This window comes from Caldisericaceae bacterium (assembly GCA_036574215.1).
Classification (GTDB): domain Bacteria; phylum Caldisericota; class Caldisericia; order Caldisericales; family Caldisericaceae; genus Caldisericum.
The window spans coordinates 1-13680 of sequence record JAINCR010000050.1 but is presented as its reverse complement, the minus strand read 5'-3'; the positions used below and the strand labels follow the sequence as shown (position 1 = coordinate 13680).

Below are 13680 nucleotides of genomic sequence, written 5' to 3'. Positions count from 1 at the left end.
ATTATTGGAAGCATCTTTTACGGTGAACGTAGAAGTATTAATTGTTGAGGGATCCATGTCTCTATCAAAAGTTACAGAAATTGTTGTGTTAATAGGAACATTTGTTGCACCATCTAATGGGTTTGTTTGCATAATCGTAGGTGGAACAACTGTATTGCCATAATTTATATCAACATTTGGTGTTGTTAAACCTGCCTTAACCCAAACATTTTGCGTAGCAGTCCCAATAATGGTATTTGTAGCTGGGTCCCACACCTCAACAGTGTAACCTGAGCCAACTGGAGCTGCAACTTTATAGTAACCGGGAGTTGCTGAATAACCTTCATTTACATTGTTATCCTCAGTTAGATAAATACCAATAATAGTGCCACTACTATTTTTCACAACAACAGGATAACCTTGAAGTGGAGTTCCAGTCGTATCGTAAGCAATACCCTCAATCCAACCACCAAGAGTGCCTGAGCCAGATGATGTCATATTTAGGGGAGTAATAGAAACAGCCTGCGAATCACGATTACTAGAGCCCTCCCTAAGTCTTGCACGATAATAAATGTTATTACTCCAATTAAAGTTTGTATTACTTGCGATGCTTGTATTAACTTTAGTAACAATCCACCCAGACCAAATGCCACTCCCATCAGTAGTGATTGGCCAGGAAGATGACCAGGCTGTTGAGTCATTCCCCCAAGAATAAGGAGTTGTGCTAACATTTGCCCACCATATCGCATAGGATAGTGTGGAAGTTGTAGGCCCAACTCTACTTTTAATCCTGTAGGTTGTATTAGCGGCACCTCCAGTAGCCTTAACGTATACGGCAATTGGCGTTCCATTTCCTGGTGTTGTAGTTGAAGTGGAACAATCAATAGGGATATACGTAGGGATATTAATAACACTAACAGAAACAGCTGCTCTTACAATACTTCCTAGTGGCAAAACAAAACTTAGAAGAATTGCAATCACCACTAAAACTGACAAAAACCTTTGTTTCATCCATACCTCCTTTAAAATAATGAAATTCACCCAAAATTGGGTGACACGTAAAATTTTTATATATTATTTATACTAAAATTTACAAAAACTGTAAAGAGAAATAAAAAAATTTAAAGAAAAATTATTTAGTTAATAAAAAACGACTTGAAGAAATTGGGTTGTTTAGTAAGTTGAGTTGATAAAGAAATCCTTAACAAGGCTTCCTCAAGTTGAAGGGAAACAAACCCACTCAAGGCTCCCATCCCTCCGCAGTCATCCTGAGCCCTTCCTTCCCGGTCATCCTGAGTCCCTTTTTCCTTGTCATCCTGAGCACGTTCGCTTCGCTCAGTGTAAACTCCAGCGAAGGATCTCATCCTTTGGGAGAGTATCGAGGGGAGCTTTCCACCCACTCGAATAAAAGATGAGATTCTTCCTCGGCAAAAAGTCGCCTCGTCAGAATGACGGAAGGGGCTTCGCACTTGCTTAAGCAAGGATAATATTGAAGAATGACACCAAAGGATGGACGGCGAGATTCTTCCTCGCTCACTTCGTTCGCTCGTCAGAATGACGCCTACCAGGTCATCCTGAGTGAAACGAAGGATCTTGTCTTTAAAACGGCGAGATTCTTCACGGAGTTTACACTGAGCAAAGCAAACGTGTTCAGAATGACAACAACGGAGGAGATTCCTCGCTTTCGCTCGGAATTACACCAATAGGAACACCCTTCAAGACTCCCCCACTCCCCGTGTCATCCTGAGCGTAAGCGAAAGATCTCTTATTTAAGAGGGACACTTCCTCAAGATCCCCATGGAAAACATAAAAGGATGAGATTCTTCCTTGCTCACTACGTTCGCTCGTCAGAATGACGATGTGGGGCTTTGCTTAAGAATTACATCCATTTTACCATTCTGAGAGTAAGCGAAGGATCTTAAACTCGAGGAGGAAAATAATCCACCTCAAAATTCCCCCTAGATTAAAAAACATCTTCAAACCTCTCCTAAATATAATAAAAAGGATAAGAGAAATATAGGGCTAAACCAGTATTGAGAATGGGTCTTGCCCCATATGAAAGAAATTTTGCTTTACTATGTTTCTTTTATAAACTCAACCAAGTATCTGTGGTTAAGTGGTTCGTTTGTTGCATAATCAACAAGTTCGTCCCATCTTAAGAGGGCACCTTTTTTAAACACATTATTAGCAAAGAAATCACCCACTCCTTTAGTGATAAAACTGTTTCCTATGTTACTATTTATATACCCACCGAATTGTGAAGCAAGAATCTCTCCCAAAAGGTAGTTGTGGTAGTAAACAGGTGAAGAACCGAAATGTATTTTAGCTGCCCAATCTGGATAGGCTCTTCTTTCGTTAAGGTCAATATATTGAAGTTCATGCACTATGTCGTACCACAAATTGTTTAAGTCACCATCAGGGTTTCTATAAAGTTCTTTTTCAAAGAAAACAAAGGTTACCACCCAGCGTGTTGTAATTGCAAGTTGGTAACGTAATAGTTTAAGTAATCGATTTGATATCTCTGAAAGTGTTTTGCTATCAAGTTTTAAAATTTTTTCGTAAAATTCTGGATGGCGAGCAAGTCTTCCAAAAAACATTGCAACTGCTTCTGTTGTGAAGATATGCGATGGAGTTCTTAAAATAAATGGGAGATCTTTGTCAATATACTTATCGTAAACTGCATGCCCATACTCATGGAGTGTTGTTTCAAGCCACTTAACATTGGGCCTTATATTTTCAAGCACTCTTACATCGTTTTCTCTATCAATAGAAATTGTAAATGCATGTGGATTTTTGTTTGGCCTCTCGTAAAGGTCGGATCTATCAATAATATCTTGGATTTCCAAACCAATATCCTGATATAACTCTTTTACAAGGGAAACTATATCGCCTCCTTCTAAAAGTTTATCATAGTCGTAATCATTAATATCGGGAACTTCCTGGAAGAACAAGTCAGAATAATGCCAAGGTTTTACTTCATCTTTCTCTATGTTAAACTTCTTACTTATTGTAGAATCGATATCATCCTTTATAACTGTAAAAATATCATCTGTATCTTGTTTTATCTCAAAGAAAAGAGAGTGGACTTTATCTGATGACAACTCTTGAAGTTCCATCATCATATCGTAGTAATTCGAAAAGCCAAGAGTATTTGCATTCTCGTTTCTAATTTTAATGAGTTCAATAAGTTTGGGTGCAATAACTTCGCCTATACTTTTTGATGCTAAATACGCCTTTTTACGCTCTTCGGAGTTTTTACTCTTCTTTAAGATATCTAAAATATCGTTTTGAGAAACTTCTTTCCCATCAATAGTAGGTCTATAGTTTGCATAAATGCTCTCAATTTCAACTTCTCTTTTTACAACTTCTTCAATTACTTCTTTTGGAAGTTGATTTGGAAGCATCTCATTAAAGAGCAATTTAAACTGTCTTTTTTCAACATTAGATAAGTTGTCGCTATTATTTTCTACTATACTTTTTACTTCTTCAAAAAGGTCCCTTCTTGAGAGATACGTTTTGAACTCAACTTCGGCTTTTTCAAGTGCTTCTGCATAGTCTTTTTTACCTGTTGTAGCAAGATTAAAGTATGCCAAGGCTGAATTTTTATACAACTCTTTAAGGTCATCATTTACCTTTTTTAGAAATTCGCTAACTTCCATAAAGTTCACCACCTTTCCCTTTAAAAGTTTAACATAAAACTGCAAACAAAACAAATGTTGAGGAAAAACCCTTTAAAACTTAACCACCCCAAAAACAACATAAAAAAAGAGGAGATTCTTCGTCTTCAAAAAGACGCCTCCATTTGACTTTGTCAAGGGAAAGAGTGAAGAAGGACACCAAGAGGCTTTGCACTTGCTTATGCAAGGATAATATTGCAGAAGGACCATTGAAGGAAAGAAGAATAAAAAAGGACAAAAGCAGGAGTCTTCGCCGCTCACTACGTTTGCTCCTAAGAATTACAACATATGATAAACTGCGAGATTCTTCCTCGGCAAAAGTCGCCTCGTCAGAATGACGACGACGGATGAGATTCTTCGGGCTTACGCCCTCAGAATGACCAAGAGAGGACAGAAGGACAAAAAGGGGCAAACGGAGGAGATTCTTCACTTCGATCAGAATGACACCAAAGGATGGACGGCGAGATTCTTCGGTTGCTTCGCTTCCTCAGAATGACCCTCCCACCGTGTCATCCTGAGCACGTTCGCTTCGCTCAGTGTAAACTTAAGCGAAGGATCTTGAAATTGAGGGGGTAAAAGACACCCCCTCAAGGCTCCCCAAAAAAGCATAAACGGATGAAATTCTTCGGGCTTATGCCCTCAGAATGACGAAGGGGGTGACGCCTTGTCAGAATGACGGTAGGGGGCTTCGCACTTGCTTACGCAAGGAAAAGAGTGCAGAATGACGTCACTATGTCATCCGGAGTGAAACGAAGGATCTTGTCTTTCAAAGGATGAGATTCCTCGCTAACGCTCGGAATGACGAAGTGGGGCTTCGCCTCGTGAGAATAACTAAGTGGGCTAACGCTTCGAAATAACTATGGGGGAAGAATCCTCCCCCCTAAGAAAGTAGTTTTTTAGAAATTTCGTTTTGTTTTGCAATATACTTTTCTTCATCTATATTAACAAAATGCCCATCTTCAATTACAACAACTCCGTTAATCATTGAAAAATCAACCTGTTTTGCATCGCAAAAAACTAAACAGGCAACAGGATCAGATAAACCACCTGCAAACTCAAGTCTATCTTCTAATTTAAACCCTATCAAATCTGCTGCCTTACCCACCGTAATAGAGCCAATTTCATTATCCAACCTAAGCACTTTTGCTCCACCTATCGCTGCAATACTCAATGCCTCTCTTGCAGATAGAGCGTTTTCTCCATATGCAACCCTTTGAAGAAGCATAGCATTTCTTATCTCTAAAAGAAAATTTCCCGTATCGTTTGAAGAACTTCCATCTACAGCAAGGCCAATACGCATATTTGTGTCCTTCATCTTATAGAGAGGCGCAATGCCAGAGCCAAGGCGCATATTAGAAGTAGGGCAATGTGCCATACCAACATTATTATCTGACAACTTTTTAATATCTTCATCGGTTAGATGAACAAGATGGGCAAACCAAACATTTTTGCTTAACCAGCCAAGCTCTTCCATGTAATCAACAGGCCTTTTACCAAATTTTTCAAGGCAGTAAATATCTTCATCCCTAGTTTCGGCAAGATGGGTATGGAGAAGTAAATTATGTCTATTTGCAAATTCTCTTGTTTGTATCATTAGCTCTTTAGTTACGGAGAAAGGAGAACACGGTGCAAGAGCAACTCTTATCATAGAAAAGGGTTTTGGATCGTGGTAGAGATTTACAACTCTTTCGTAATCTTTGAGAATTTCCTCATCCGTCTGCACAACAGAATCTGGGGGTAAACCACCATCTTTTTTTGAAAGAGACATACTCCCTCGTGTCCCGTAGAATCTTACTCCTGTAAGTTTTGCCCCTTCTACTTCACTATCAAAAAGGTAAGGATGCCCTTTTGGAAACAGGTACAAATGATCTGTTGTTGTTGTAACACCAGATTTCATCATCTCCATTGTTGCAACAATTGTAGAGATATACACAGCTTCTTCATCAATATTTTTCCACTTCTCATAGAGAAACACAAGCCAATCGAAGAGTTTTGCGTTTTGCACCTGAGGAACTGCCCTAAAAAGAGATTGGTAAAAGTGGTGATGTGTATTTACAAAACCAGGAAGTATGAGCATCCCTTTTGCATCAATTACAACATCAAAACCACTGCTTTCTACCTCTCCTGAACCAATTTCTTTGATAATGTTATCCTCAATTTTTATATATGCATTTCTAATCTCTCTACCATGGTCGAATGTTGCAAGAGTATGTATATTTTTAATCAAAGTTTTCTTCATCTTCTGCCTCCTTCGTCTCAAAGTAAACTAAACTTGGAGTCGCAGGAATTGAGAGAATCCTAGCACCAGTTGCATCATAAATAGCATTTGTAATTGCGGGGGCAGTCGCTACCATAACAGTCTCTGCAATCCCTTTTGCCATAAAAGGTCCTGTGTCCTCGGGATTGACAACAGGAATAGTTTCAATTCTTTTTGGTGCATCTTTTATTGAAGGGATGATGTAGGTTGATAAATTTGGATTTTTCACAATGCCATTTTCAATAGCTAAATGTTCCATTAAACCATAACCCATTCCCATGACAAAGCCACCTTCTACTTGTGCTTCAAACCCCTGTCTATTTACAATAACACCCCCATCAACTGCTTCTGCTCCCTCTAAAACAGAAACTTCTCCGGTAAGAGTATTTACTTCAACGTAAGCGGCATGAGCAGAAAAAGCAAAGATGTGATGTGGCAAACCAAAGGCATTTTCAATTTTTATCTCCGCTGTTGGCACAAGGAAATATCCTTCTTCTTCTGGCAGTTTACCTTCTTCTTTAAAGTATTTTGCTAATTCTTCATAGGTGATTTTATTACCTGAAACTTTATTGTAAACATAGCCAAAACCAAATTCAATGTTATCTTCATCGGTTTTAAAGATTTGAGAAACTTTCTCTTTAAGTGTCTTTTTCATTTTTTCTGAAGCAATAAAAGCTGCTTTTCCTCCTGTATAGACACCACGAGAAGCACTTGTAGGGCCTGAGTCTGCCGTAAGAAAAGAATCACCAAGCACAACTTTTACCTTTTCAATTGGGATGTTCATTGCCTCGGCAACTATCTGCGCATAGGATGTGCCAATTCCCTGTCCGTAATCCACAGTCCCAACTCTTACACTAAAACTGCCATCCTCGTTCATGCTTAAAATTGCTCCACCGTAATCAGGTATCCCTACACCAAGGCCAGTCCCTTGGTATGTAAGAGCAACCCCAACACCTCGCTTAAGCCATGGTTTTGTATTAATCTTCCTTAACTCTTCTCTATTTTTCCATATGTTCGATTCTTTGATGCCATCTAATACAAGTTCGGTGCCAACACTTGTTGATAAAACATTCCCAATAGAGGTTTTATCACCTTTACGAAGGGCATTTTTCTTTCTTAGCTCAATTGGGTCAATATTGAGCTTACGTGATGCAATATCCATAATAGTTTCAATTGCAAAGGCAGTTTGAGGTGCACCAAAACCTCTAAAGGCACCAGCAACTCCGTTATTTGTAAAGACTGCATAGCCATCAACATGCACATTATCTACTCTGTAAGGTCCACAGGCATGCTCAACCGCAAGGTTAAGGACAGGACCTCCCAAAGAGGAGTAGGCACCTTTATCTTGCACAAGGTAAGCATCAACACCAAGAAGAGTTCCATCGTTTTTAAAGGCAACCTTGTAGTGCATTTTAAAAGGATGCCTTTTCCAGTAGGCAATCATTGATTCTTCTCTCGTAAGAGTAATTTTTACAGGGCTTTTTGCTTTTATTGCAAGAAGAGCAAGTATTGGCTGAATTGAGAGTTCATCTTTTCTTCCAAAGGCACCACCCACAGGATAAGAAACAACTCTTATCTTCTTTGGGTTCCAATTCAAACAGCGGGCAAGTTGAAGTTGATCTCTCTGTGGATATTGAGAGCCAACATATACATTTAAATTCCCTTCTTCATCAACAAAGGCAACTCCTCCTTCTGTTTCAAGGGGTGTGTGGTCTTGCCTTCCTGTAAAGAATGTTTCTTCTATTATTAAGTCAGCCTCTTTGAACGCTTTTTCGACATCTCCCCTTGTAATCTCTGTATGAAGATGTATATTTCCTTCCTCGTGGATTTTTGGAGCATCCTCTTTCATTGCCTCCTCTGGGTCGCAAACATTAGGAAGGGGTTCGTAATCAACCTCAATAAGAGATAGTGCCTTTTCTGCAATTGCTTCGGTTTTTGCTGCAACTGCTGCAACTGCATCTCCAATGTAGCGCACCTTATCTTTACAAAGAACTGGCATATCGGGCACAACAATACCAAAACCGTTTAACCCGGGAACATCCTTATGTGTAATTACGGTAACAACACCAGGAAGAGATTCTGCCTTACTTGTGTCTATCCTAAGAATTTTTGCGTGGGGGTATTTTGCTCTGAGGATCTTTCCAAAAAGCATATTTGGGAAAGATAAGTCAGACATGTATTTTATCTTGCCAGTTGCCTTTTCAAGTGCATCAATACGTGAAACTGAGCGCCCAATGTATTTTGCCTCTTCCATTACAACCTCCTAAATCCATTTAAAAACAAATCTGCAAGTCCTTCGTAAATGATGTTTATGGATACATCTCTTCTATACTCAAGAGAGCCTCTTACATCACTAATGGGTGAAACTTCCCTAAAGACAAGTCTTGAAATGTACATAATTTTATCCAATGAATCAATTTCTTCATTTTCTAAGGCATTCTCAACAATTTTTGCTCTCACAACTGTAGGGGCAACAGCACCTAAAGAAACAAAAGCCTTTGAGAACCTGTTAGGTTTACTATCCTTTTTTAGCCTTACTGCTCCATTTACAACAGAAATTGCAGTTCCTTTTCTCTGCCCTACTTTTCTAAAGAAACCAATTTCTTCATCTTGCATTTTTGTTATTTCAATACCAACTAAAATTTCATTTTCCTTTAGAGAAGTTTTTCCAGGGCCTAAGAAAAAGTCTTCTATGGGTATTTTTCGTTCTTCCTCTATATTTTTAGTAAACACAACACCATTAAGAACAAATAAAGCAGGTATTGAATCACCTGCAGGTGATGCATTTGCAACATTACCACCAAGTGTTGCAATATTCCTTATTTGAGGAGAACCAATTGATTTTATCGCATCATATAGAATGGGGACTGAAGTTTTAATTGAAGGATGCTCAAGGATTTCTGTATGAGTTGTTATTGCTCCTATGTAGATTTTTTCTCCTCTATCCTCTATACCTTTTAGCGCACCAATACGGGAAATATCAAGTAGTTTATCTTCTTTAACCTGGTCCTGCTTTAGACGGACAACAAGGTCTGTGCCACCTGCAATAACTCTCATTGAGCCCTTATTTTCATTTAAAATTTGTAGAGCTTCTTCAAGCGTCTTAGGAAAAAAGTAATCAATCTCTTTCATGTGCACTCCTCTCCGTCAAAATGTCGTTAATTTTACCTTTTTTTACTGCAATAATCTCTGCAATTATTGCAATTGCTATCTCAAAAGGAGTCTCACTATTTATAGCAATACCAACGGGTGCATGTATTAAATCAAGGAATTCTTTTTTAACTCCTAACTCCTTTGCCTTTTCAAAACATTTGTTTCTTCTATTTAAACTTCCAATCATGCCAATGTAAGAGTAAGGTATTCCTTTGTCAAATAAGCCTTTAAGTATATAGGGGTCATTTTCTCCACCAGGAGTTACGATGATTACTTCTGCACCATCTTTAATAGGTAAGTCAGAAACTTTTTTATACACACCTTCACCCGAAAAGATATTTGCATCTTTAAAAAACTCTTTATCTGCAAATTCGCTTCTTTCATCAACTATAATGAATTCGTAGTCGTTTGAAATTTTTGCAATTTGATAAATCGCTCTACCTAAATGACCTGCTCCAAAAATCACCATCTGTTTTTTACTGCCCACATACTCAAAATACAACTCTGCCTCCCCGCCACAAACCATCCCTAAGGATAGTGGATCTCCTTCTTTTAAAACGTATCTTTTATAATAAGTTCCTTTTGTATTGAAAAGTCCTTTTGCAATATCAATTGCATCTTTTTCAAGGGTGCCACCACCAACTGTGCCAAAAATTGTGCCATCTTTAAGGACAACCATCTTAAAACCTTTTTTTGAAGCAGTGGATGATTCTGCATTTACAACTACAACAAATACAAAATCAACACCACTTTTTACAAGTTCAGCTATTTTTTCATAAACACTTATCATGAACTCCCCCTTAAATATTCCAAAATTTTTTCATAATCTTCTTTTGTATCCATATCAAGGGCAACTTCTATCCCATTTTCCAAGTATATAGTTTTATCTTTAAATTTATCAAAAACTTCTTTCAAAGTATTGGAAGACTTTTTTAAGATTTCATTTTTAACAAAATCTGGGAATACAACCGGATGACCACCTTTTTTGTTGTAGGAAGGTATCACTATATGTTCAAAATCAAATTTATCTATAATCCTATTGATAATGTTTTTTGTAATAAGTGGCTGATCAACCAATCCTAGTAAGACATTACTATACCTTGACTCTTCAACACCTTTCACAACCGAAGAAAACATACCTAACTCGTAATCTTTGTTATAAACAATACGGAGTTTTTCGGAAGTAAATAGGCTCTCAATAATACTTTCAAGTTTCTCTCCGTTATAGCCAACAACCAAAATAAATTCATCAATATTTGAAGACAAGTATTCACTTACCAATTTTTCAATAACTAATTTATCTTGAAGGGGAAGAAGGGCTTTCATCTCCCCCATGCGTTCTGATTTTCCAGCAGAAAGCAATACACCCGAAATTTTATTATCCATTTAGCTTTTCAGATGCCTTTTTGAGAGCATTAATGATCTTAATATAACCTGTGCATCGACACAAATTTCCAGATAGACCTTCTCTAATCTCTTCTTCGCTTGGATGTGGATTTTTACTCAGTAAATAGTAAGAAGATACTACAAAACCTGGCGTGCAAAAACCACACTGGACAGCACCTTCTTCAACAAATGCCTCTTGGATTGGATGTGGATGGTCAAAAGTGCCAATACCTTCAACTGTAAGAACTTCGCTTTCATCAACTTTTGGGGCAAGCACTAAACAAGAATTGACGCTTTTTCCATTAAAAATCACAGTACAGGCACCACACTCACCTTTTCCACAGCCTCTCTTTGTGCCTGTAAGACCAATTCTTTCCCTAATTATTTGAAGTAAGGTAAGGTTTGCAGGGACGGTAAGGTTATACTCTTCACCATTCAATGTAAAATGGATTTCAACCTCTTTCAAGTATTTTTACCTCCTCTCGACAAAATAGTATTCATTGCTATCCAAAACTTCTTTCATCTTTATTGCATCAACTGGGCAAACTTGCATGCACATTGCACAACCAGTGCACTTCTCTTCATTAACGTATGGTTTTCTTGTTTTAGAGTCAAAACTAATTGCCATATGGCCACCATCATTACAGGCCGCATAACAAAGCCCACAACCGATACATCTATCAAGGTCTATATCGGAACGAGTCTTCGGGTTAACGAGGTCTTCTTGGTTCTTAATATTTTTAAGTGCTTTTCCTACTATTTCAGAAGGACTCTTAAAGCCCATCTCTTTTAGATAGTGTTCAAAGCCACTCTTTAGATCCCTAATAGAACGGAATCCATAATGCATAGGGAGAGTACAGAATTGCACGTTAGATGCACCAACCGCCATAAATTCAACAGCATCTCTCCAATTGAATGCTCCTCCATTTCCAGAAATCACGATATCCACGTTTTTAGCAATTTCTGCAATTGTCCTAAGGGTAATAGGTTTAATAGCAGGCCCAGAAAGTCCTGAATACGCACCACTACCAAAAAGAGAAGGATAAGGTTCAAAAGTGTAAATATCTACTCCAAGAAGTGATGGTATTGTATTTGAGGCAGTGATGCCATCTGCCCCACCTCTTTTAACGGCTTTAGCAACCTCAACGATGTCTGTTACCTGAGGAGTAATTTTAATTAGAACAGGCGTAGTGTCAGCGGCCTCTTTTACCCAACGTGTTACCTTCTCTGTTGCTTCAATACTTTGAGCAAGCATCTTACCTGGCTCTTCTCCCATACTCCCCTGAGGACAACTAAAAGAGCATTCGATAAGGTCGGCTCCTGCTTTTTTCAACCTGTAAACAAGATTTTGCCAATCTTCCTTTGAAGCGCCCATAATGGAGGCTGCTATCATCTTATTTGGAAACTTTTTCTTTAGGTATTCAACTCTACTACTTACAACATCAATATGGTGGTGAGAAATAAGGTCAATATTACCAAGACCAACGACTTTTCTACTCATCGGTCCGAAAGAAGACATCATTGGGTTTTTAAGTTCTACAGGGTTTCCCTCAACAGAGGTAGTTTTGAGTATTACACCTGCCCACCCTTCTTCAAGACCATGTTCAGCCATTTCAAGTTCATCTGTTGGAGGCGCTGCAGAAAGCACAAACGGTGAATCAAGATGTATACCCAAGAAATCAATTGAAAGGTCTACCTTCTTAAACATTTTTTCCTCCTTGTAAGTATTGTAATATTGCAATTGCAGCTTTCTTCCCATCGGAAACGGATTCTACAATTGTGCTTGCACCTCTTACAATATCTCCGCCTGCAAAAACACCTTTTACTGAAGTTTCAAAATTTTCATTAACTTCGATCAAACCATTGTGAGTTTTCTTTATTTCAGGGAATATCTCTTGAGCTTTTTGTCCAATGGCAATTACAATGTCTGTGTATGGTATAAAGAAATCAGATCCCTCTACTTCTTCAAAAACTCTTCTACCACTTTCGTCAGGTGCTCCAAGACGTGCTCTTCTTACAACAAGCCCTTCAACAGAGTTTTCTCCTTTAATCTCCACAGGAATTGCAAGGAATTGGAAACCAACACCTAATTCAAGAGCTTCGTCGATCTCGTCTTTAAAGGCTTTGAGTTCTTTTAATCCTCTTCGGTAAACAACTTCAACGTCTCTTGAGGGGTCTTCACGCTTTAGAGCAGCTGCAACTTCAACTGCAACGTTGCCTCCACCTATAACACCTACCCTTTTGCCAACATCAGTTCTTAAACTAGATTTTATAGTTTTAAGTAACTTTCTTGCCGTATGGACATTCTGCAAATTTACGCCTTTAATATCTAATTCAAGTTCTTCTGTAAGTCCTGTTGCAACAAAAATTGCATCAAATTCGCCCAAAAGGTCTTGAAGGTCTGAAATCTTTTTATCTTTTACTTCTGCTCCAAATAGAGTCAAAATTTGTTTTGCTTCTTCCCTAACAATATTGTAAGGTAATCGTTCTTTTGAAATCTCCTGTGCAGGAATTCCACCAAGTTCTTTCTTTTCAAAAATTACCGGTTTTACACCAAATCTTCTAAGTTCTCTTGCGCAAGCAAGCCCTGCAGGACCTCCTCCAATTATAGCAACTTTTTTACCGTTAAGAGGAGGTAGTTGAAGCTCAAGATCAGTAAGTTTTACGTTATCGGTTACAAATTTATGAAGTTCTCTTATTTTAATGGGATAGTCAATTGCCGACCTTGTGCAAACTGACTGACAGAATTGCTCCTCTGGACATACTTCACCACAGACTCCAATTGAAGGATTGGCAAGGGTTATGAGTTCCATTGAACCTTTAAGGTTACCAGTTCTTATAGACTGTATGAATTCAGGTATAGGCACATGAGCAGGACACGCCTTCTCACATGGTGCATCATAACAGTATAGACATCTTTCTGCCTCTATAAGCGCTTGTGTTAAATCAAGATTTCTACCCACATAAACCTCCTTTAAAATTTTATTTTGTTTTATATATTATAAATACATTTTGTAAAATTCTAAAGGTCGATTTGATATAAAAAAAGAAATTACACAGAACGAAACTTAAGGAATCACCTCTCAAGACTCCCACAAAAGTAATAAAAAAAATAAAACAGAAAAGATTCTTCATCTTCTTATGCTTTACTTGACTTCGTAAAGAAGAAGAGTGCATAATGACTACAAGGTGTCATTCTGACGAGCAAACGTAGTGAGTGAGGAAGAA

General features: G+C 38.2%; 10 protein-coding genes. All 10 read right to left on the bottom strand.

Going from position 1 to position 13680, the window contains the following annotated elements; all coding sequences use genetic code 11:
• The coding region (locus tag K6343_03110; protein MEF3244957.1) for an Ig-like domain-containing protein at nucleotides 1-990 on the bottom strand (990 nt) is incomplete at its 3' end.
• A gap of 1064 nt (nucleotides 991-2054) precedes the next feature.
• Complete coding sequence (locus tag K6343_03105) at nucleotides 2055-3638, bottom strand: M2 family metallopeptidase (protein ID MEF3244956.1); 1584 nt, start codon at nucleotides 3636-3638, stop codon at nucleotides 2055-2057.
• An 898-nt stretch (nucleotides 3639-4536) separates the two neighbouring features.
• The gene (locus tag K6343_03100; GenBank protein MEF3244955.1) at nucleotides 4537-5895 is read right to left on the bottom strand and encodes an 8-oxoguanine deaminase; all 1359 of its coding nucleotides are present in this window, start codon (nucleotides 5893-5895) and stop codon (nucleotides 4537-4539) included.
• Nucleotides 5876-8167, bottom strand: coding sequence for a molybdopterin-dependent oxidoreductase (locus tag K6343_03095; GenBank protein MEF3244954.1), 2292 nt, complete (start codon nucleotides 8165-8167; stop codon nucleotides 5876-5878). Before K6343_03095 ends, K6343_03100 begins: the two co-directional genes overlap by 20 nt.
• Nucleotides 8167-9045 (bottom strand): xanthine dehydrogenase family protein subunit M, encoded by an 879-nt coding sequence (locus K6343_03090; protein MEF3244953.1) that lies wholly within the window; start codon nucleotides 9043-9045, stop codon nucleotides 8167-8169. Before K6343_03090 ends, K6343_03095 begins: the two co-directional genes overlap by 1 nt.
• Complete coding sequence (locus K6343_03085; protein ID MEF3244952.1) at nucleotides 9032-9856, bottom strand: XdhC/CoxI family protein; 825 nt, start codon at nucleotides 9854-9856, stop codon at nucleotides 9032-9034. The genes K6343_03090 and K6343_03085 overlap by 14 nt, the downstream gene beginning before the upstream one ends.
• Entirely contained in the window at nucleotides 9853-10452 is a 600-nt protein-coding gene (locus tag K6343_03080; protein ID MEF3244951.1) for a nucleotidyltransferase family protein, read from the bottom strand. Before K6343_03080 ends, K6343_03085 begins: the two co-directional genes overlap by 4 nt.
• Entirely contained in the window at nucleotides 10445-10918 is a 474-nt protein-coding gene (locus tag K6343_03075; GenBank protein ID MEF3244950.1) for a (2Fe-2S)-binding protein, read from the bottom strand. The genes K6343_03080 and K6343_03075 overlap by 8 nt, the downstream gene beginning before the upstream one ends.
• A gap of 6 nt (nucleotides 10919-10924) precedes the next feature.
• Entirely contained in the window at nucleotides 10925-12160 is a 1236-nt protein-coding gene (preA, locus tag K6343_03070; GenBank protein MEF3244949.1) for an NAD-dependent dihydropyrimidine dehydrogenase subunit PreA, read from the bottom strand.
• A complete protein-coding gene (locus K6343_03065) occupies nucleotides 12153-13415 on the bottom strand; it encodes an FAD-dependent oxidoreductase (protein ID MEF3244948.1) in 1263 nt (420 codons plus the stop codon). Before K6343_03065 ends, preA begins: the two co-directional genes overlap by 8 nt.
• Between the last annotated feature and the right edge of the window lie 265 nt (nucleotides 13416-13680).

Excerpts from the sequence above, each read along its gene's own strand:
- K6343_03105 (MEF3244956.1), bottom strand. The coding sequence starts at position 3,638 with ATGGAAGTTAGCGAATTTCTAAAAAAGGTAAATGATGACCTTAAAGAG.
- K6343_03100 (MEF3244955.1), bottom strand. The coding sequence starts at position 5,895 with ATGAAGAAAACTTTGATTAAAAATATACATACTCTTGCAACATTCGAC.
- K6343_03095 (MEF3244954.1), bottom strand. The coding sequence starts at position 8,167 with ATGGAAGAGGCAAAATACATTGGGCGCTCAGTTTCACGTATTGATGCA.
- K6343_03090 (MEF3244953.1), bottom strand. The coding sequence starts at position 9,045 with ATGAAAGAGATTGATTACTTTTTTCCTAAGACGCTTGAAGAAGCTCTA.
- K6343_03085 (MEF3244952.1), bottom strand. The coding sequence starts at position 9,856 with ATGATAAGTGTTTATGAAAAAATAGCTGAACTTGTAAAAAGTGGTGTT.
- K6343_03080 (MEF3244951.1), bottom strand. The coding sequence starts at position 10,452 with ATGGATAATAAAATTTCGGGTGTATTGCTTTCTGCTGGAAAATCAGAA.
- preA (MEF3244949.1), bottom strand. The coding sequence starts at position 12,160 with ATGTTTAAGAAGGTAGACCTTTCAATTGATTTCTTGGGTATACATCTT.